Below are 20,879 nucleotides of genomic sequence, written 5' to 3'. Positions count from 1 at the left end.
CCCGACATCCTGCCGAAGACGACAACGTATGAACATGCAAGACACCGAGCGTCCCCTGGAAGTCGCCTGCCCACAGTGCCGCAAGAAAGTGCTGTGGCGCGAAGACAACCCCTACCGCCCCTTCTGCAGCAAGCGCTGCCGCCTGCTCGATCTGGGCGCCTGGGCGGACGAGTCCCATCGCATCGCCGGGGAGCCCGCCATGGACGAGAGCGACCTGGACGCCCTGCTGGCTCGTGCGGACAGGGACGGCGAGCCGTCGTGAGCCGCGACGGGCAGCGCCCGGAATACCGCCTGTTGGCGGAGCTTGAAGCCCTCTTCGATCGCCTGGTGGAGGAGACCGATACCCTGGTGGCGACCTGGCAGGCCTCGGGTGCGTCGGCCTGGTCCTTCGAAGGCGACACGGCCGATGCCGCCTGGCTGCGTCACGCGCTGCTCGACGTCTGGTACCAGGATGGTCAGGACGGTCGCGCCACCCGCAGCCATGTAGGCCTGGTGGCGGCCGACGAGGCGGTGATGGAGGCGGTCGCCCGGGTAAATGCCACCAAGAAGGTCTTCGCCGCCCTGCTGGCCGAGATACGCAGCGAGGTTCCATCGCTGATCCCGGAGGTCAAGGCGGTGCTGCCCTTCCGGCATCCGGCTCTGCACGAACACCTGCAAGGCACGGGGCTCGCCAGGCTGCATCTCAAGCAGTGCTGGCGGACGATTCCCCTGGCCGAGGCCCCGGTAGCCCGGGTGCGCCTGGCCTGGTATGCCAGCGGGCGCTCAATCAAGCGGCTGACGGTGCGCGAGGCCGAGGAAAAGCTGCTGGCGCTGGACAGTGACGCACCTCACATACGCATCCAGTTGCGACAGCTGGCCGGCATCCCCGATGGCGAGCCGCTGGCCCAGGTGCAGAGCCAGGCCCCCCTGATGCGTGCCAACCTCTTCTATCGCGAACCGCTCGAGGATGGCCGCAGCCGGCGGGCCATGAACATCGCCCTGCCGCTGTTCGTGCCGAGCCCCGATGGCCGGCTGCCCGACCACAATCTGCCGCCTTCTCACCCGCCTGCTACCCGCACCCGGGCCCGGCGCAGCGACGAGCGGCTGGAAGACACGGCCTTCCTGCCGAGCCTACGCGTCTATCGATACAGGTGAGTGGCGCTAGCGGTAACGGACACTGACGGCATGGGAAGGCGCTTGTCAGGCAATCCGGCCAAGAGATTCGAGGGTCCGCAGCAGGCAGCTGACGCTCTCCGCCGGCTGGGCATACTCGGTCATCAGGGCCTTGAGACGCTGCTCGAAGGCACGCTGGAGAGCCTGCTCGTCCTGGCGCGCGGCCCGCGCCTTCTGTTCCAGGCATTCAAGTGAGCGGACCGGCGGGCCGGTGGGAATATCGAGTTTGCTATCGGGACGTTCGAGTTCGCGCAGTGCATCGGAGAAGGCATCATCGAGTTCGCGAAACTTGCGCAACTTCTCGCGCTCATCCATGGGCTGTCGCTGATTGGGTGATTTCATTGGTTTCCAATCGTGTCGAGACGGAGGCCTTGGCGGGAAGAGAGAAGCAGGCCTCCGTCAGTACTCGGGAACAACGCCGACGCCCGTAAGAACGGCGGCGCGCCTTCAAGTATCGCAAGTCACTCCTCGACACGCACCAGCCAGGACTCGACAGTGTCGGAGCCGTGTTCGTCCTTCCAGGCCTTGAGGGTCTTCTGATTACCGCCGCGGGTTTCCACGACTTCCCCGGTATTGGGATTCTTGTAGATCTTCAGCTTGCGCTTGCGGCGGGTACCACCGGTCGCCGGGGCCGCGGCACTGCTACGATTCGACGTGGCCGGCTTGGGGTCGATGAGGGCGATGACGTCGGCGGCACTCTTGTTGTACTCGCGCATCAGCGCTTCGAGCTTTTCCTTGAACTCGAGCTCGGCCTTGAGGCGGTCGTCGTTCTGCAGCTTGTCCAGTTCCGACTGGAGTTGCTTGAGCTGCTGTTCCATCTGCATGTAGTTGCTAAGCAGTGATGACATATAAAGAGTTCCTTCGGGGATGACGGGATGCAGCGGCATTATTGCCTTTTAATACTTCATTGGCAACATTATGCACATGGTTTCGAAATTCGTCTAACAGGATACAGGAAATCTAGCGGCATGTTTATCAATAGGAACACATGAAAACAAGTCGTTCCGGAGAACTGATCGAACAAGAGCAATGGCAATTCGCGTGGCAAGAGTTGTTTCGCCGCATGAAAGACATTGAACGATCACAAAGACGCCGCCCCGAGGGGCGGCGTCTTGACTTGCCAAGCAGAGCCGAGCAGGAGGACAGAGTCCCCGTGGCTATCAGTCCTGGCCCATCTGCTGCTTGATAAGGTCACCGATGGTGGTCGGACCACCGCTCTCAGGCGACTCCTCGCGCAGCTTCTTGAGGTTCTGACGCGTGTCGTCCTGATCCTTGGCCTTGATGGACAAGGCGATCTGACGATTCTTGCGGTCGACCCCGATGATGCGGGCTTCGACGCTGTCGCCCTCGCTCAGCACGTTGCGGGCATCCTCGACGCGGTCGGCGCTGATCTCGGAGGCCTTGAGTACGGCGACGACATCGGTGGCCAGCTCGACCTGGGCTTCCTTGGCATCGACCTCGATCACGCGGCCGGTGACGATGGAGCCCTTGTCGTTGACGGCCAGGAACTCGGACACCGGGTCGGTATCGAGCTGCTTGATGCCCAGCGAGATGCGCTCACGCTCCGGATCGATCGAGAGGATAACGGCTTCCGCCTCGTCGCCCTTCTTGAACTGGCGAACGGCTTCCTCGCCGGTGTCGGTCCAGGAGATGTCGGAGAGGTGCACCAGGCCGTCGATACCGCCTTCCAGGCCAATGAAGATACCGAAGTCGGTGATCGACTTGATGGTGCCGGTGACGCGGTCACCCTTGTTGTAGCGCGCGTTGAAGTCTTCCCACGGATTGGTGGTGCACTGCTTGATGCCCAGGGAGATGCGGCGACGCTCCTCGTCGATGTCCAGCACCATGACGTCCACATCGTCGCCGACCTGCACGACCTTGGACGGATGGATGTTCTTGTTGGTCCAGTCCATCTCGGAGACGTGGACCAGCCCCTCGACACCCTCTTCCAGCTCGGCGAAGCAGCCGTAGTCGGTGAGGTTGGTGACAGTGGCATGCACCTTGGTGCCTTCCGGGTAACGATCCTTGATGTTGACCCACGGATCCTCGCCCAGTTGCTTCAAGCCCAGGGAAACGCGATTGCGCTCTCGATCGAACTTGAGCACCTTGACGTTGATCTCGTCGCCGACTGCCACGATTTCGCTCGGATGCTTGATGCGCTTCCAGGCCATGTCGGTGATGTGCAGCAGGCCATCAACGCCACCCAGGTCGACGAAGGCGCCGTAGTCGGTGAGGTTCTTGACGATACCGATGATCTGCTGACCTTCCTGCAGCGTCGCCAGCAGCGCTTCACGCTCGGCGCTGTTCTCGGCCTCGAGCACGGCGCGACGGGACACGACGACGTTGTTGCGCTTGGCGTCGAGCTTGATGACCTTGAAGTCGAGTTCCTTGTTCTCGAGGTGGGTGGTGTCGCGCACGGGGCGGACATCCACCAGAGAACCCGGCAGGAAGGCACGGATGGAGTCGACGTCGACGGTGAAGCCACCCTTGACCTTGCCGTTGATCACGCCCTTGACGATCTCTTCCTTCTCGAAGGCGGCTTCCAGCACCTTCCACGCTTCGGCGCGCTTGGCCTTCTCGCGGGACAGGCGTGTCTCGCCGAACCCGTCCTCGACGGCTTCCAGGGCGACATGAACCTCATCGCCAATGGCGATGGTCAGCTCGCCATTGTCATCGCGGAACTGGGCCGCGGGGATCTGACCTTCTGACTTCAGGCCGGCATTGACGGTGACCCAGTCACCGTCGATGTCGACGATAGTTGCCGGGACAATCGCGCCCGGCTCCATGTTGATGTCCTGGAGAGACTGTTCAAACAACTCAGCAAAGCTTTCGCTCATGATGTTCCTACGTGATCAACGTTGAGTACGGCGTTACCGCCTTCTCCGCACCACCAGCGAGTGCGGGCCTTATTTACCAAGCCCCCGGGGATGTTAGCGCTGGTTCGACCTGACCCGGCTCACGGCTAATTGTGTACAACCAGAAATTGCCGGATCACGCCATTACATCCTGCCGGAGGCGCCGCAAGGGAGAGTCAGGTGTCGGGGGCCAGACCGCGCTCGGTCAGCAGTTCCGTCAGCCGATCCACCACTTCCGGTATCGTCAGGCGCGTGGTGTCAAGCGTGATGGCATCATCGGCCGGCTTGAGCGGGGCCACACTGCGCTGCGTGTCACGTGCATCGCGCGCCTGAATCTCCTTTAAAAGACTCGATAGACTAGCATCGACCCCGGCGTCCTGCAACTGGCGCTGACGGCGGTGGGCCCGTTCCTCGGCGCTCGCGGTGAGAAATATCTTGAGCGGTGCCTCCGTGAATACCACGGTGCCCATGTCGCGGCCATCGGCGACCAGACCGGGCACCTGGTGGAAGTCGCGCTGACGCTGCAGCAGGGCCTGGCGCACCGCGGGCAGCGCGGCGACCCGGGAGGCCGCATCGCCCACCTGCTCGGTGCGGATCGTGGTCGTGGCATCCTGCCCTTCCAGCAATACGGTGGTGGCGTCCTCCTCGGCGATGAAGACCACATCGAGGTCGCGCGCCACCTCGGCCAGGCCGGCCTCGTCGTCCAGCGGCACCTCATGTTTCACGGCGGCCAGCGCGGTCAGGCGATAGAGCGCCCCGCTGTCCAGCAGGTGCCAGCCCAGCCGCTCGGCGATCAGGCGGCTGATGGTGCCCTTGCCGGCCCCGCCCGGGCCGTCGATGGTCAGGATGGGAGGCGCGTTCGCAGCGGACGTCGTGCTCATGTGCCTTCCTCGCTGGACGATTCTTCGACAAGGCTCAGCCCGACTCGACGTGCCAGGTCGATAAAGCCGGGGAAGGAGGTGGCCACGTTGGCGCAGTCGTCGATGACGATCTCACCGCCAGCGCGCAGGGCGGCGACGGTGAAGGCCATGGCGATGCGATGATCCCCCAGGCTGTCGATCCGCCCGCCGCCATAGTGACCGCCGATGATCTCGATGCCATCCTCGTACAGGGTGTGCGTCACACCCAGCGTGGCCAGGCCATCGGCCATGGCCTGCAGACGGTCGGACTCCTTGACGCGCAGTTCCTCGGCGCCCCGCAGGCGCGTCGTACCTTCGGCATTGGCCGCGGCCACGAACAGCGACGGGAACTCGTCGATGGCCAACGGCACCTGATCGACGGGGATATCGATGCCCTTGAGCGGCGCGTAGCGGATATGCAGATCGGCCACCGGCTCGCCGCCCACCTCGTGTTCGTTCTCCAGGCGCAGGTCAGCGCCCATCAGCTGGAGGATATTGATCACGCCGATACGGGTCGGGTTGATGCCGACATGTTCGAGTACCAGGTCCGCCCCCGGGGTGATGGCCGCCGCCACCAGGAAGAAGGCGGCGGACGAGACGTCGCTGGGCACATCGATGGGCGCGGCGATCAGCTGGCCCCCGCCCTGCAGCCAGCAGGTGTCGCCGTCGCGATGCACCTCGTAACCGAAGCCTGACAGCATGCGTTCGGTATGGTCCCGGGTCGGCGCCGGCTCGCGCACCCGCGTCTCGCCCTCGGCATACAGGCCGGCCAGCAGCAGGCAGGACTTCACCTGGGCGCTGGCCATGGGCATGTCGTAGCGGATGCCCTTGAGCGCCTTGCCGCCGTGGATATGCAGCGGCGGACGCCCTCCCTCGGCGGTATCGATCTCGGCGCCCATGAGGCGCAGTGGATCGGCCACCCGCCCCATGGGCCGCCGGGTCAGCGAGGCATCTCCGGTCAGCTCGGTATCGAACGCCTGGCCGGCCAGCAACCCGGCAAACAGTCGCATGGCGGTACCGGCATTGCCCACGTAGAGCGGTCCGGAAGGTGCCTTGAGGCCCTGCATGCCCACGCCATGCACGGTGACCCGCCCCTGATGCGGGCCTTCAATGGCCACGCCCATCTCGCGAAAGGCCTGCAGGGTGGCCAGGCTATCCTCGCCCTCGAGAAAGCCCTTCACCTCGGTGACGCCCTCGGCCAGCGCCCCGAGCATGATGGAGCGGTGGGAGATCGACTTGTCGCCGGGCACGCGAATTCGCCCGATAACACCACCGCCGGGACTCACCCGATAGCGCAGCTTGCCGTGTTGTTGCATCTGATACTCCGCCTGATAGCTGGTCTGGTTGAGCAGGGATTCGAAATAGTGTCGTGCGTGACTCGCCCGGTCGAAAGTCGCCAGCATGGCATCGCCGTCACCGCGCTCCACCGCGCGCCGCAGCCGGGCAATGCCGACGTCGAAGTCGTCAAGCGAGGCGAGGACGGCGTCGCGATTGGCGATGAAGATATCCCGCCACATCACCGGGTCGCTGCCGGCGATGCGGGTAAAGTCGCGAAAGCCGCCGGCGGCGTAGCGAAAGATCTCCAGGCGCTCGTCCTGGCGGGCCAGGGTGTCCACCAGCGAGAAGGCCAGCAGGTGCGGGAGATGGCTGGTCCGTGCCAGCACCTGATCATGGCGCGCCACGTCCATCTCCAGCACCTCGGCTCCGGTGGTTGCCCAGAGCGCGCGCACCCTGGCCGTGGCGGCCGGGTCGGTATCCGGCTCGGGGGTGAGAATCACCTTGTGGCCTGCATAGAGCTCGGGATCGGCGGCCGCGACTCCGCTCTTCTCCGAGCCGGCGATGGGATGGCCGAGCACCAGGCTGGCCGGCATGCGCCCGAAGGCAGCCACGGCGGCCTCGCGGATCGCCGCCTTGGTGCTGCCCACATCGGTGACAACGACAGTCGGGGCGGCGCGATCCAGGCAGGCGGCCAGGGCCTTCATGACACCGGCCATGGCCAGCACGGGCACGGCCAGCACCACCAGGGTCGCGCCCTCGACCATCGTCTCGAGACGGGTGTCGCCGCGATCGATCAGGCCCATCTCAATGCCGCGGGCGATCTCGTCGGCATCCGGATCGCAGGCGAGGATCTCGGCTCTCTCAACCGCCCCCCCCACGCCGGCTTCATGGCTATCGAGGCGCCCGAAGCCCGCCTGTCGAAGGGCGGCGGCCAGCGAGCCGCCGATCAACCCCAGGCCGACGATCAGGATGCGTGACTCGCGAAGCGCTACTGTCATGCCTAGAGCACGCCCACCGGGTAGGAGCCGAGCACCTTCACCTCGGCCGCACGCAGCTGGACCTCCTCGAGCATGGCCGCGACGCGCGGCTCCTCGCGATGCCCCTTGAAGTCGATGAAGAACACGTAGTTCCACACGCCGGTGCGCGACGGGCGCGTCTCGAGGCGCGTCATGTCGATCTGGTGGCGATGGAAGGGCTCGAGCAGGTCGTGCAGGGCCCCCGGCTGGTTGCGCATGGCGACCACCAGCGACGTCTTGTCCTCGCCCGAGATGGGCACATCCTGGTTACCGATGATCAGGAAGCGGGTCGAGTTGTCCGGCCGGTCCTCGATCTTCTCGGCCAGCCTGGCGAGCCCGTAGAGCTTGGCGGCCATGTCGCCGGCGATGGCGGCGCTGTGCCACTCGGTCTTGACCAGGCGAGCAGCCTCGGCGTTGGAGGAGACCGGCACCCGCTCGGCCTGGGGGAAGTGGGCGTCGATCCACTTGCGACACTGGGCGAAGGACTGCGGATGGGAGTAGATCCGTGACACCTTGTCCCGACGCGTGGTCTCGGCCACCAGCAGATGGTGGTGGATACGCAGCACCACCTCGCCGCAGATGCGAAGCCCGGAGTCCATGAAGGAATCCAGGGTATGGTTGATCACCCCCTCGGTGGAGTTCTCCACCGGCACCACGCCGTAGTTGACGGCGCCGGCCTCTACCTCGCGGAACACCTCATCGATGGCGGCCATCGGCAGGCTGATCGCACTCTCGCCGAAGTGCTTGATGGTAGCCTGCTGGGTGAAGGTGCCCTCCGGCCCCAGGTAGGCGACCTTGACCGGCTGCTCGAGAGCCAGGCAGGCCGACATGATCTCGCGGAACAGCCGCGCCATCTCCTCGCTGTCCAGGGGGCCCTTGTTGAGCTCCATGATCCGGCGCAGCACCTGGGCCTCGCGTTCGGGCCGGTAGAAGACCGAACCGGGTTCATGGTCCGCCTTGATCTCGGCCACCTGTTGAGCGGAGGCCGCCCGTTCGCTGATCAGGCGCAGGATGTCGTTGTCCAGGGCATCGATGCGCTGGCGGAGCGCTTCGAGGTTTTTGGGGGTGTCGGTCATTTTTTGTCCCCTGAGTTAGTTGAGTCATCGGGGTCAGACCCTTAAATGGACTTTGGGATAAAGACCCCTAAGTCCATTTAAGGGTCTGACCCCAAATCGAAGCTTACCCATGCCGCTTCTCGAAATCGGCCATGAAGTCGATCAAGGCCTCGACGGCGGCTTCGGGCACGGCGTTGTAGAGGCTGGCCCGCATGCCACCGACGCTGCGGTGTCCCTTGAGGTTGAGTAGCCCCGCCGCCTCGGCCTCCTCCAGGAAGGGACGGTCCAGTCCGGGGTCAGCAAGCACGAAGGGCACGTTCATCCGCGAGCGGTTGCGCAGCGTGATCGGATTGGCATAGAGCCCGCTGCCGTCGATGGCGGCATAGAGACGGGCCGCCTTGCGGGTGTTGATGGCGTCCATGGCTGCCAGCCCGCCGATATCGCGCTGCAACCAGTCAAAGACGCGCCCCGCCAGGTACCAGCTGTAGGTCGCCGGGGTGTTGACCATCGAGCCCGCCTCGCTGAGCGTCTTGTAGCCGAAGAGTGACGGCATGTCGCCACGGGCCTGGTCCAGCAGGTCATCGCGCACGATCACCACCACCAGGCCGGCGGGCCCGATGTTCTTCTGGGCGCCGGCATAGATCACGCCGAACCGGGAGACATCAAGGGGCCCGGAAAGAAGGCTCGAGGACATGTCGCAGACCAGCGGTACCGGTGTGCCATCCGGCCGCCTCGCCTCGGGAATATAGTCGAACTCGAGACCGCCGATGGTCTCGTTGGCGGTGTAGTGCAGGTAGGCGGCGTCCTCGGAGAGAACGATGTCTTCCTGACGTGGAACGGCACTGTGGCCGTTCTCCTCGCTGCTGGCGGCCAGGTGGACAGCGCCGAACAGATGGCGGGCCTCGCTGATCGCCTTCTTGCCCCAGATGCCGGTATGCAGGAAGTTGGGCGTGCCGCCGGCCCCCAGCAGGTTGTAGGGCACCGCAGCAAACTGCAGGCTGGCCCCGCCCTGGGTGAAGAGCACCCGATAGTGGTCGGGAATGGCCAGCAGCTCGCGCAGGTCGGCTTCGGCCCGCTCGGCGATGGCGACGAACGCCTCGCTGCGATGGCTCATCTCCATCACCGAGAGGCCGCGACCCTGGTAGTCCAGCAGCTCGTCCCGGGCTCTCTCTAGAACGAGCGTGGGCAGCGCGGCCGGGCCGGCACAGAAGTTGTAGTGACGTGTCATCAGTGTTGCCTGTCCTTATTCCTGGTCTGGCTCACCGTCGGCATCTTCTTCCGCACCGGCCGTCGGCGCCCCCTCGTCGGATGACGCCGCGCCGGTGGCCTGGTCGGTCTCGTCTACCGCCTCCGGCGATGCCGCCACGGTCTCTTCGGGCTCGTCGATGCGTACGGTCTTGACCAGCTTCTCGTCGTTGCCCTGACGGATCAGCATCACGCCCTGGGTGTTGCGCGAGGTGATCGAGACCTCCTCGACGCGAGTGCGCACCAGGGTGCCGCGGTCGGTGATCAGCATCATCTCGTCGGTCGGGTAGACCTGCATGGCCGCCACCAGGGCACCATTGCGTTCGCTGGTCTGCATGGCGATCACGCCCTGGCCGCCGCGCCCGCGCAGCGGGAACTCCTCGAGGCGAGTGCGCTTGCCATAGCCGTTCTCGCTGGCGGTGAGGATATAGATCTGGCCGCCGTTGCCGTTCTCGACGCTCGTCCCCTCCTCGGCCTCGACCTCGGCCTCGCTTTCCACACCGGCCTCGGCATCGATCTGCTGGCTCTGCGGGATGATCAGGCTGATCACCTCGGCCTTCCCGAGCAACCGCATGCCACGCACGCCACGGGCGGTGCGGCCCATGGCACGCACGTTGGACTCCTCGAAGCGGATCGCCTTGCCGTTGGACGAGAGCAGCATGACATGGTCGCTGCCCGTGGTAATGGCGGCACCCACCAGGCGGTCGCCCTCATCCAGGTCGATGGCAATCAGGCCGACGCTACGCGGCCGCGAGAACTGCTCGAGGCTGGTGCGCTTGACGGTGCCGCGAGCGGTGGCGAAGAAGATGTAGTTGTCGGCATGGTAGTCACGCACCGGCAGGATAGCGTTGATCGCCTCGCCCTCGTCCAGCGGCAGCAGGTTGACCAGCGGCTTGCCCCGCGAGCCTCGGCTGGCGACGGGCATCTCGTAGACCTTGAGCCAGTAGACCTTGCCGCGATTGGAGAACAGCAGCACGGTGTCATGGGTCGAGGCCACCAGCAGGTGCTCGATGACGTCCTCGTCCTTCATGGCCGTGGCCGACTTGCCGCGCCCGCCGCGGCGCTGGGCGTGGTAGTCGGAGAGCGGCTGGGTCTTGGCGTAGCCGGTGCGCGACACCGTGACCACCATGTCCTCTTCGGCGATCAGGTCCTCGAGGCGCAGGTCGAGATGGCTGGCCTGGATCTCGGTCTTGCGCGGGTTGCTGAACTGGTCGCGAACGGCATTCAGCTCTTCGCGGATCACCTCGAGCAGCCGTTCGGCGGAGGCCAGGATGGCGGTAAGCTCGGCGATCTTCTCGAGGATCGAGAGGTACTCGTCGAGCAGCTTCTCGGTCTCGAGACCGGTCAGGCGGTGCAGGCGCAATTCGAGGATGGCCTGGGCCTGGGCCGGCGACAGGCGGTACTCGCTGCCGGTCTGGCTGAGGCCGAAGCCCTCCTCCAGGTTCTCCGGCTTGCACGACGTGGCCCCGGCACGCTCCAGCATCGCGGTGACCTGTCCCGGCTGCCAGGACTGGGCCAGCAGCTTCTCCTTGGCCTCGGAGGCGTTCGGCGAGGCCTTGATCAGCGCGATCACCTCATCGATGTTGGAGATGGCGACGGCCAGGCCCTCGAGGATATGACCGCGCTCGCGAGCCTTCTTGAGCTCGAACAAGGTACGCCGGGTCACCACCTCACGGCGGTGGCGAATGAAGGCCTCGAGAATCTCCTTGAGGTTCATGATCTTCGGCTGGCCATCCTCGATGGCCACCATGTTGATGCCGAAGACGGTCTGCAGCTGGGTCTGGGCAAAGAGGTTGTTGACCACCACCTCGCCGGACTCGCCGCGCTTGACCTCGATCACCACCCGCAGGCCGTCCTTGTCGGACTCGTCGCGCAGCTCGGCGATCCCCTCGATCTTCTTCTCCTTGACCAGCTCGGCGATCTTCTCGATCAGTCGCGCCTTGTTTACCTGGTAGGGAAGCTCGTTGACGATGATGTGGTCGCGACCGGTCTTGTCGTCATGCTCGATGGTGTGGCGGGCCCGCACATAGATGCGCCCGCGACCGGTGCGGTAGGCCTCGAGGATGCCGGCGCGCCCGTTGATGATGCCGGCGGTGGGGAAGTCCGGGCCGGGCACGTGCTCGATCAGGTCGTCGACGGTGAGGGTGTAGTCGTCGATCAGCGCCAGACAGGCGCTGATGATCTCGGCCATGTTATGCGGCGGGATGTTGGTCGCCATGCCCACGGCGATACCCGACGAGCCGTTGATCAGCAGGTTGGGGACCTTGGTCGGCAGCACATCGGGAATGCGCTCGGTTCCGTCATAGTTGTCGACCCAGTCGACGGTATCCTTCTCCAGGTCGGCCAGCAGCTCATGGGCGAGCCGGGCCATACGCACCTCGGTGTAACGCATGGCGGCGGCACTGTCGCCGTCGATGGAACCGAAGTTGCCCTGGCCGTCGACCAGCACGTGGCGCATCGAGAAGTCCTGGGCCATGCGCACGATGGTGTCATAGACAGCGCTGTCACCATGCGGGTGATACTTACCGATGACATCGCCCACCACACGGGCGGACTTCTTGTACGGCTTGTTCCAGTCGTTGCCGAGCTCGTGCATGGCAAACAGCACGCGCCGGTGCACCGGCTTCAAGCCATCGCGCACGTCAGGCAGCGCACGGCCGATGATCACGCTCATCGCGTAATCGAGGTACGACTGCTTGAGCTCGTCCTCGATATTGACTGGCAGAATCTCTCTGGCGATGTCACCCATGGGTCGTCGAATCCTTTGCACTGCAACAGGTTGGCGCGCCACGTGGCCGAGACATGGCGCGCAATATCAGCCTGACATCATACCATCCCGGCGGGTGCAAAGGGAGCTGTGCAAGGGGCTACGGCAAGACCAGCGCTGCCATGGCCTTGCGAATCTCGCCGTCGATCTCGGTCGCGCGATTCGTTGCCACATCGAGCAGCACGAAGGTGATGTCGGCGCTGGCCACCGTCTTGCCGTCCCGCACGCGACAGACCTCCTGGTGCATGCGAGCACGTCGCGACCCGAGCTCGGCAAGCCGCGTCAGGACTTCCAGATCGTCGCCGGCAACGGCGGCACGCCGATAGTCGATATTGAGATTGACCGCGACGAAGGCCACGTCGCGCTTCTGCAGGAAGGCGGCCAGCCCGGGACGGTCGTCGAAGTAGGCCCAGCGGCCCTCCTCCAGGAATTCCAGATAGCGGGCATTGTTCACATGGCCATAACCATCCAGATGATAGCCTCTGACTCGCAGGGTACTGCGAGAGATGCGGGAATCCATGCTGGCGTGCTACTTGACAGGAAAAGCCTCGAGTCTAGTCAAAGTGGCAATCGATATTCAAACCATCGTTTGAACGTCGATATCTTGCGCTGCTCTCTCATGCGCTGGCACAGGCGCCTCCCTTTGGCCATAATGTGCCCCCTTTTCTCTCGGGAAATGCTCCATGTGGTTCAAGCACTTGCATCTCTATCGCCTGCACGACGCTCCGGAGCTGGATGCCGACAGCCTGGAAACGGCCCTGGGCGAACAGGCCTTTCGCCCTCTGGGAGGTAGCGAAGCGCGCCGCCTCGGGTGGTCCGCTCCGGCCGGTCGGGCCGGCACGCAGCTGTTGCACGAGCTGCAGGGCCAGCGTCTGATCACCGCCCTGCGCCAGGAACGCATCCTGCCCGCCTCGGTGGTCCGCGAGGAGGTCGAGGAGCGCAGCGAAGCCATCGAGACCCGCGAGGGCCGCAAGCTGCCTCGCAAGGAGAAGCTGGCCATCAAGGAAGAGGTCTATGAGGAGCTGCTGCCGCGTGCCTTCGTGCGCAGCCAGAAGGTCGACCTGTGGTGGGACAACCGCCGCCAGCTGATCGCCGTCAACGCCAGCTCCCGCAAGCGCGCCGAGGAACTCCTCGACCTGCTGCGCGAGACCCTGGGCAGCCTCAAGGTCACCCCGCTGGCCAGCCAGACGCTGCCCATGCGGGCCATGACCACCTGGCTCGGCGACCCGAGCGAGCGCCCCGCTGATCTGGTGCTGGGCGACCAGGTCGAGCTCAAGGCCAAGGGGGACGATGGCGTGCTGCGTGCCCGCCAGGTCGACCTCGACAGCGACGAGATCCAGCAGCTGCTGGAGAGCGGTCGCCAGGCCAGCAAACTGGCACTGTCGATCGAAGGGCGACTAAGCTTCGTGTTACATGACGATCTGGCGATCAAGTCGCTGCGTTTCGACGACGCCCTGATCGACGAGGCGTCCCAGACCGATGATGGCGATGATGCCCTGGTGCGCCTGGAGACCGATTTCATCCTGATGACCCAGGCGCTGGCGGAAAGCATCGAGCGCCTGATCGAGTGGCTGGGTGGCGAGGCCGGCAGTGCCGGCGACGCCCGCAGCGCCTGACCGCTTCCGACCACAGCCTGGTAACCATGACCACGACTCACGACACCCCCGCAGCCGACCCCTGGGCCGAGATCCGGCCCTACCAGGACGACGAGGTGGCCGAGGTTCTCGCGCGCCTGGCCCATGATCCCGAGCTGCTCAATGCCCTGACCCGCTATCGACTGCCGCGACTTAGCCGCTTCATGCCGCGCCTGTCACGCATTCTGGCCAGCGTCGCCATCCGCCGTGAGGTAAGCAACGTCACCAGCGTGAATGATTTCCAGATGCGCATCGCCCACTACATGCAGCGCATGATCCGCACCTCCACCGACATCTTTCGGGTGGAGGGGCTCGATTCGCTGGACCCGGACAGAGCGTATCTCTTCATCGGCAACCATCGTGACATCTCGCTGGACCCGGCCTTCGTCAACTACGCCCTCTACCTGGCCGGACGCGATACCGTACGCATCGCCATCGGCGACAATCTGCTCAAGAAGCCCTACGTCAACGACCTGATGCGGCTCAACAAGAGCTTCATCGTGCCGCGCAGCGCCCGAGGCAAGCGGGCCATGCTGGTTGCCTACCAGAACCTCTCGGCCTATATCCGCCACTCCATTCTCGAGGACAACCACTCCATCTGGATGGCCCAGCGCGAGGGGCGCGCCAAGGATGGCATCGACCGCACCGACCCGGCGATCATCAAGATGCTGACCATGGCCCGGCGCGGTAAATCGCGGGACGCAAGCATCGGCGAGGCCATCGCCGAACTGCGCCTGGTGCCAGTGTCGATCAGTTACGAGTACGACCCCTGCGACCTGCAGAAGGCCCGGGAACTGCACGCCATGCAGACCAGCGGCAACTACGAGAAGAGCGAGTTCGAGGACATCAGCTCCATCGTCGCCGGCATCACCGGCCACAAGGGGCGGGTGCAGCTCACCTTCGGCACCCCGCTCACGGCGGCGTTCCACGACCCCGATGCCGCGGCCGCCGAGATCGATCGCCAGGTGCTCGCCGGCTATCACCTCTTTCCCAGCCACTACCTGGCCCTGCAGGCCTTGGGCGAGGCCCCGGATCTGCTCGACCTGAGCGAGATCAGCGACGCCGACCGCGCCCGCTTCCAGGCGCGTCTGCATACGGTGCCCGACGAACTCCGCCACTGGTGGCTGACCCAGTATGCCAACCCCGTGCTCAACAAGGCGGGACGCTGCCGCTGAGAATCGAGGCAGGGGGCATGAGACGTGCGGCGTGATCACTCAGGCGAAGCCCCGACAAGCGCGGAAACTCTCGACCTCTTGGCTCCGGGCCACTCGCATTAGGAGGGCTCCCCCCCTAGACTTGAGCCAATGCCCATACAGGCCAGCTCCATGACGTCGCCTCTCATCCGGACACTCGCCTCGCCCGGGCGCCGTCGTTTCCTGGCGGGGCTCGGCAGCCTGGGGCTGGCCGTCGGCCTGGGGCTTGGTCCCGCTAGCGTCGGGGCCAACCTCTCGCCACAGCGCCTGCGCCGCAGCATGCAGGCCCAGTACGGCGAGAGGGGACTGGCAAGCCTCGAGGCGTGGTTTGCACTGCTGGAGCGGCTGCGTACCGCCGGCCTGGAGACCCGCCTGCGCGAGGTCAACGACTTCTTCAATCGGCGCGTCCGCTGGCTGGATGATATCGACATCTGGGGTCAGGAAGACTACTGGGCCACGCCGCTGGAGACCCTGGGCCGTGGCCAGGGGGACTGCGAGGACTACTCCATTGCCAAGTACATCACGCTCAAGGAGTTGGGAGTGCCGGGGGATGAGTTACGCATGATCTACGTCAAGGCCCGCATCGGCCGCAGCGGTATCACTCAGGCCCACATGGTGCTGGGCTACTACGAGACGCCGGCAGCGGATCCGCTGGTACTCGACAACCTGCAGCCCACCATCACTCGCGGTTCACTTCGCGACGACCTGGACCCGCTGTTCAGCTTCAACAGCAGCGGCCTCTGGGCCGGCGGCTCGACCCGGTCACGTGCGGACCCGGTAGCGCGCCTGTCGCGCTGGCGCAGCGTGATCGGACGCATGCAGGACCAGGGATTCATCTGATTGGGGGTCGCCGACGCACAACCGACCTGCAAGCCGACCTATCACAAGAGGGAAGCACGATGTCGCTTATCAAGCAGCTCTGGCTGACCATCGGCATACTGCTGCTGCTCGCCTTCGGTGGCAGCCTCTTCATCGGGGTCAGTTCCAGCCGGGCTTACATCGAGCAGGAAGTCCGCATCAAGAATGCCGATAACGCCAATGCCCTGGCGCTGACCATGAGTCAGATGCCCAAGGACCCGGTGACCCTGGAGCTGCTGATAGCCGCCCAGTTCGATACCGGCCACTATCGGCAGATAGAGCTGCGCGACCCCCAGGGCGAGATCATCGAGCAACGCAGCGCTGGCGAGGCCATCGAGGACGTGCCGGCCTGGTTCGTCGATCTGGTGGACTTCGATGTTCCCGCGGGACAGGCCGTCATCCAGGACGGCTGGCGACAGTTCGGCACCCTCACGCTCGAGAGCCAGCACAGCTACGCCTACCGGTCGCTGTGGCGCAGCAGCCTGGAACTGGTCGGCTGGTTCGCCCTGGCCGGCGCCCTCAGCCTGCTGCTGGCCTGGTGGATCGTGCGGACCATTCGCCGCCCGCTGCGCAATGTCGTCGAGCAGGCCCTGCATATCGGCGATCGGCGCTTCACCACCATTCCCGCCCCGCGCACGCGCGAGCTGCGCGAGGTCGTACTGGCCATGAACCAGCTCTCCGCCGCCGTGCGGAACATGCTGGGCGAAGAGAGCCAGAAACTCGACCTCCTGCGCCGGCGACTGCAGCACGACGGCGTGACCGGCGTCCTCAAGCGCGAGGCCTTCCTCGCCCAACTGCAGATCCACCTGGAGAGCCAGGACTCCCGGGCCAGCGGCACGCTCGCCCTGGTACGCCTCGCCCGCCTGGCAGAGATCAACGAACGTCTCGGACATCGCGACACCGATGCCTTGCTGAAGGAACTGGCCAGTGGCCTGGACCAGTTCGGCAAGGTCCTCGGTGGCGGGGTCGTGGGCCGGCTCAATGGCAGCGACTTCGCCCTGCTGCTGCCCGACGCTCATGACCTGGAACAGCTACGCCATGAGCTCGGCAAGCGTCTCGCCGCCTTGAGAGAGCACCGTCAGGTTCCCCTCGGCCTGCCCGCGGCGCTGGTCGACTACGCCCAGGGAAACCAGATGAACGAACTGCTGGCCAGCCTGGACGGCGCCCTGTCTTCCGCCGAGATTCGCGGTGACACGGGCCTGGTCATCGCCCAGGGTCCCCAGCGCCGCAGTCTGTTCACCAGCCACGACGAATGGCGCCGCGCCCTCAAGGAGGCCATGGCCAAGGGCATCTACCTGGCCCACTATCCGGTACTGGACAAAAAGGGAGAATTGCTGCACTTCGAGAGCCCCTCGCGGCTGCGGCTGAACAGCGAGTGGCAGCCCGCCGGGATCTTCATGCCCTGGATCTCGCGGCTCGAGCTCGATCGCCAGCTCGACCTGGCGGTAGTGGACGAAGCGGTTCGCGACATCACCCAGCGCGGCAAGCCTCTGGGCATCAACATCTCGGCTGCCTCGATCCAGGATGCGCGCTTCGTCATGGAGCTTCAGGCCCGTCTCAGGTCACGGCCTGATGTCGCCGAGCGGCTCTGGCTGGAAATCCCCGAATCCATGGCGATCCATGACCTGGCCAGCTTCCGCAGCCTGTGCCGCGCCCTGCAGCCGCTGGGTTGCAAGCTCGGCCTGGAGCATGTCGGCGCCGAATTCACTCGCATCGCCGACCTGCAGGACCTGGGCCTGGCCTATCTCAAGATCGACGGGTCCCTGGTCAAGGACATCGACCAGAGCGCCGAGCAGCAGACCATCCTGCGCGGCATGGCCACGCTCTGTCATTCGCTGGGGATACTGGCCATCGGTGAGGGGGTCGTGAACCTGGAAGAGGCCCGGATGCTCTACGAGTTGGGTCTGGATGGCGCCACCGGCCCCGGCATCCGCCAGCACGACAAGCCCGCAGGCTGAACACAACACGGGCCGGCATTCTGAAAGATGCCGGCCCGTGCTGTCGTCTTCTGTGCTGTTTCTTCGGGTCTAGATCACCCCGCTTCCCTCGTCGCTGCCGGACATCAACTGAAGCCCATTGAGCCGGCGACGCAGCGACTGGCGCTCCATCACCTTCTCCTGAGCCGGCTCCGGCAGATCAGTGAAGCTGATCACGCCCTTGTCCATCAGCAGCTCGATCACGTCCTCCAGCACCCGCACGAAGGCCAGGTCCGATGCCTGAAAAGGCGCCTGCCCCCTGCCCTTCTCGCCCTCCATCAGGAAGGCCAGCAGCTCCGGGGAATCCGCCGCTAGGTACTCGCTACACTCCGGCGTCTCGTCGCGGCTGACCAGCGCGATGTGGCCTTCATCGTCGCGTTTGATGTACATGGAAGCTCTCTTTTCTGGCTATACCGTGCATGCTAAGCCAGATCGTGCAGCCGTGCAGCATGGTGTGAAAGCAAGCGCCCGGCAATTGAACTGCCGGGCGCTTGGGGGAGTGGAAAGGGATTACTCGATATCGAGTTGGCCGTTGCCGAGCATATCTTGAATCAAGGTATCGCTGTAGGCGACATCCTTGAGGATGATGGTCTGATCAACAACATCAGCATCAAACTGCCCTTCAGCAAACCCGCCTGTTGAGCTGATATGTAGAACTGTATTGTCACCGTCTTGCTTGGCATGCAGGAAGCTTGAGAGATCATCAGCGGTCTCCATGCCCTGCAGCAGATCGGAAAGGACCAGTTTATCTACCCCCCCGTTACTGTCGAAGTCCATAACGGTGTCGGTAGCCTCGCTGCCATCGGTGCCTTGGTCACCCAAGTGCCAGACGAAGACGTTGTTGCCACCGCCACCGGTCAACTCGTCGTCGCCGGCTCCGCCGATAATGGTGTCGTTGCCTGTGTCACCCGTGATGGTATCGTCGCCGGCACCGCCGTAAAGCAGGTTATCACCACCCACACCCACAATGGTGTCGTTACCGTCGCCGCCATAGATGATGTCATTGCCCTGATTACCGGTAAGGGCGTCGTCTCCATCACCACCCAGCAGCATTCCTTCGGTGCTGTCATCAACCATCAAGGTATCATCACTAGCCCCTCCTTCCTGAACGATATGACTGTCTGGGGCTAGCTGCAATTTAATGGCATCCATCACGGTCAGGCTGTCGCCATCACCGTCGATTATATCGAGATCGATGCCAAAGTCGATAGCATCACCAGGTGAGAAGGAAACACCACCAAAACCACCTATCTGGAACACGCCACCGGAGGCATAATGATACTCGACACTATTGAAACCATCCTGAGTTGAGACTCCGACCTGAGCCCCTGCATCCAGGCCAGATATATCAACACCACTCCCCTGCAAGGTTACCGTGTAAGTGTCAACGACTTCATCCGCATCATCAACTAGCACAATCTGACCACTATCACCTACGTTCCAGTCAGATAGATCAAGACTTCCCTCTACGCCCTGATAATTTATGACCACACGGGTAACGACATCTTCTTCATGGCCTGCAACACTTCCGCCGACAACATCACCATTATAATCATCCGGATAATCAAACGCCTTGATATTTATGGTTGTATCATCGGCTTCCACCAAGATTGCAGTTGCACCATTAACCGTATAATGACCATCAAATGTATGACTGGGATTATTCACGTCATAGGACCCACCGGATGATGCAGTCCCACCCAAATTCGTCACATAGTCGACTCGAACAGCTTGGTCTCCATCATTCGAAGGCCCCACGAAGGTGTTCGCAACACCAGCAGTGCCACCAACAGAGTTAGTTGTATTAATTGTTGAACCATTGATAGGTGTGATCAGGATGTCTTGGTTAGGGCCATCATCCGAGTCAAAAGATACCCACTTCTTGTTACCACCAGAAAAGTCATAGTCACCTTCCGTGGTGGTAAAGCTGCCAGCACCGCCATCAATCTGCTGATGAAGCGTGAAATCATAAGTGTCTTCACCCTCAGGGTCCACGCTCAGGTTGACAGTAAACACCTCCTCCGCTTGAACGTCAGAGCTACCCGCGCTTCCTCCATCTCCAAAGGTTGAGCCAATTAGCGTCTGACCGTCCTCGCTAACGTACAGATAGATAATTGCGCCATTCGAAGTCAGCGTAGTTTCAGTACCATTTGTCGCACTGAAACGTACCTTGCCGTCTTGGTCAGCACCAAAATTGTCCTCGACTTGACCATCTAGATCGAGCTTGCCTACGAAGGTATTGAAGGCAGAGTCCGGATCATTGACCAGGAAACCGATGTCGGGGCTGATGAAGTTCGGACCGTCGTCCTCGAAGCTGATCAGGTTGCCCAGCTCCACGCTGTCGCTGGCCGTATCGCCATCGTTGTCCTCGACGGTCAGCTCCACCTGCAGGACGCCAGTGGCCATGCTAAGCGAGGCGTCGTGATCGTTGTCATCGTCACCATGGTCGATAGCTTCGTACTGGGTCACCGTCACGGCACCGGTATCGGCGTCGATCTCGATGCGGAACACGGTGTCGTCGTCACCGTCCTTGCCCACCACATCATCACCGTCCATCGACAGCAGAATGGCGCCACCGTCAGTGGCCGACAGGCCAGAGTCGACCGTGCTCTCGCCCTCGCCCAGGACCAAGCTCAAGGCGAAACTGCGCGCGTCGGCGTTCTCACCGTCGGCGCCACCGTCCACCGTGATGGTGAACAGGTCATCGCCAGCCAGGGTGGCATAGCCGATAGCATCCGTGTCATCGGTGTCCGCCTCATCACCCGCGTTGGGGTCGGCAACAGTATCAGGGCCAGCCGATTCATCCAGAACCAGCGCAGCTTCTTGCTGGGCGGCAAAGGTAGTAACCGTCGGACCGTCGTCCTCGAAGCTGATCAGGTTGCCCAGCTCCACGCTGTCGCTGGCCGTATCGCCATCGTTGTCCTCGACGGTCAGCTCCACCTGCAGGACGC

At 63.8% G+C, this 20,879-nt stretch carries 17 protein-coding genes; 6 read left to right on the top strand and 11 right to left on the bottom strand.

Translation table 11 applies throughout. The annotated features are described in order from the left end of the window. The first annotated feature begins 28 nt into the window (after window positions 1–28). The gene (yacG, locus tag HALO32_RS16335; protein ID WP_151444954.1) at window positions 29–262 is read left to right on the top strand and encodes a DNA gyrase inhibitor YacG; all 234 of its coding nucleotides are present in this window, start codon (window positions 29–31) and stop codon (window positions 260–262) included. Next, window positions 259–1,134 carry a DNA replication terminus site-binding protein gene (locus HALO32_RS16330; protein ID WP_151444953.1) on the top strand — a complete coding sequence of 292 codons (876 nt, stop codon included), beginning with the start codon at window positions 259–261 and terminating at the stop codon, window positions 1,132–1,134. Before yacG ends, HALO32_RS16330 begins: the two co-directional genes overlap by 4 nt. Before the next feature lie 45 nt (window positions 1,135–1,179). Here HALO32_RS16330 and HALO32_RS16325 read toward each other — a convergent pair whose 3' ends face one another. The 9 genes from HALO32_RS16325 to HALO32_RS16285 all read right to left on the bottom strand — a co-directional run bounded on the left by HALO32_RS16325 (window position 1,180) and on the right by HALO32_RS16285 (window position 12,787). Further along, window positions 1,180–1,494: a hypothetical protein gene (locus tag HALO32_RS16325; RefSeq protein ID WP_225810112.1), complete on the bottom strand. Its 315-nt coding sequence runs from the start codon at window positions 1,492–1,494 to the stop codon at window positions 1,180–1,182. Between the two features lie 119 nt (window positions 1,495–1,613). Further along, window positions 1,614–2,000, bottom strand: a complete 387-nt coding sequence (locus HALO32_RS16320; RefSeq protein WP_151444952.1) for a histone-like nucleoid-structuring protein, MvaT/MvaU family — start codon at window positions 1,998–2,000, stop codon at window positions 1,614–1,616. 312 nt (window positions 2,001–2,312) lie between these two features. After that, entirely contained in the window at window positions 2,313–3,989 is a 1,677-nt protein-coding gene (rpsA, locus tag HALO32_RS16315; protein WP_151444951.1) for a 30S ribosomal protein S1, read from the bottom strand. Between the two features lie 194 nt (window positions 3,990–4,183). Then, window positions 4,184–4,888, bottom strand: coding sequence for a (d)CMP kinase (gene cmk, locus HALO32_RS16310; protein WP_151444950.1), 705 nt, complete (start codon window positions 4,886–4,888; stop codon window positions 4,184–4,186). Then, entirely contained in the window at window positions 4,885–7,182 is a 2,298-nt protein-coding gene (locus HALO32_RS16305; protein WP_151444949.1) for a bifunctional prephenate dehydrogenase/3-phosphoshikimate 1-carboxyvinyltransferase, read from the bottom strand. Before HALO32_RS16305 ends, cmk begins: the two co-directional genes overlap by 4 nt. A gap of 2 nt (window positions 7,183–7,184) precedes the next feature. Then, window positions 7,185–8,276 (bottom strand): prephenate dehydratase, encoded by a 1,092-nt coding sequence (gene pheA / locus HALO32_RS16300; RefSeq protein ID WP_151444948.1) that lies wholly within the window; start codon window positions 8,274–8,276, stop codon window positions 7,185–7,187. A gap of 103 nt (window positions 8,277–8,379) precedes the next feature. Then, entirely contained in the window at window positions 8,380–9,483 is a 1,104-nt protein-coding gene (gene serC / locus HALO32_RS16295) for a 3-phosphoserine/phosphohydroxythreonine transaminase (protein WP_151444947.1), read from the bottom strand. A 15-nt stretch (window positions 9,484–9,498) separates the two neighbouring features. Further along, window positions 9,499–12,249 carry a DNA gyrase subunit A gene (gene gyrA / locus HALO32_RS16290; protein ID WP_151444946.1) on the bottom strand — a complete coding sequence of 917 codons (2,751 nt, stop codon included), beginning with the start codon at window positions 12,247–12,249 and terminating at the stop codon, window positions 9,499–9,501. 118 nt (window positions 12,250–12,367) lie between these two features. After that, window positions 12,368–12,787 carry an acyl-CoA thioesterase gene (locus HALO32_RS16285; RefSeq protein WP_151444945.1) on the bottom strand — a complete coding sequence of 140 codons (420 nt, stop codon included), beginning with the start codon at window positions 12,785–12,787 and terminating at the stop codon, window positions 12,368–12,370. A 163-nt stretch (window positions 12,788–12,950) separates the two neighbouring features. Between HALO32_RS16285 and HALO32_RS16280 the strand changes: the two genes are divergently transcribed. The 4 genes from HALO32_RS16280 (at window position 12,951) to HALO32_RS16265 (ending at window position 17,910) form a co-directional block, all read left to right on the top strand. After that, window positions 12,951–13,883: a recombination-associated protein RdgC gene (locus tag HALO32_RS16280; protein WP_151444944.1), complete on the top strand. Its 933-nt coding sequence runs from the start codon at window positions 12,951–12,953 to the stop codon at window positions 13,881–13,883. 26 nt (window positions 13,884–13,909) lie between these two features. Beyond that, window positions 13,910–15,076 carry a 1-acyl-sn-glycerol-3-phosphate acyltransferase gene (locus HALO32_RS16275; protein ID WP_151444943.1) on the top strand — a complete coding sequence of 389 codons (1,167 nt, stop codon included), beginning with the start codon at window positions 13,910–13,912 and terminating at the stop codon, window positions 15,074–15,076. Window positions 15,077–15,226: 150 nt separating this feature from the next. Continuing rightward, a complete protein-coding gene (locus tag HALO32_RS16270) occupies window positions 15,227–15,934 on the top strand; it encodes a transglutaminase-like cysteine peptidase (protein WP_151444942.1) in 708 nt (235 codons plus the stop codon). Window positions 15,935–15,993: 59 nt separating this feature from the next. After that, window positions 15,994–17,910 carry an EAL domain-containing protein gene (locus HALO32_RS16265; RefSeq protein WP_151444941.1) on the top strand — a complete coding sequence of 639 codons (1,917 nt, stop codon included), beginning with the start codon at window positions 15,994–15,996 and terminating at the stop codon, window positions 17,908–17,910. Between the two features lie 69 nt (window positions 17,911–17,979). Here HALO32_RS16265 and HALO32_RS16260 read toward each other — a convergent pair whose 3' ends face one another. Both HALO32_RS16260 and HALO32_RS18025 read right to left on the bottom strand, forming a co-directional pair. Next, entirely contained in the window at window positions 17,980–18,318 is a 339-nt protein-coding gene (locus HALO32_RS16260; protein ID WP_040187146.1) for a hypothetical protein, read from the bottom strand. Between the two features lie 120 nt (window positions 18,319–18,438). Then, window positions 18,439–20,879 (bottom strand): DUF5801 repeats-in-toxin domain-containing protein (locus HALO32_RS18025; RefSeq protein WP_225810109.1); only part of this gene is annotated, 2,441 nt, incomplete at its 5' end.

Source organism: Halomonas lysinitropha, assembly GCF_902500215.1.
Lineage (GTDB): Bacteria > Pseudomonadota > Gammaproteobacteria > Pseudomonadales > Halomonadaceae > Halomonas > Halomonas lysinitropha.
This window is presented reverse-complemented; position numbering and strand designations above follow the sequence as displayed.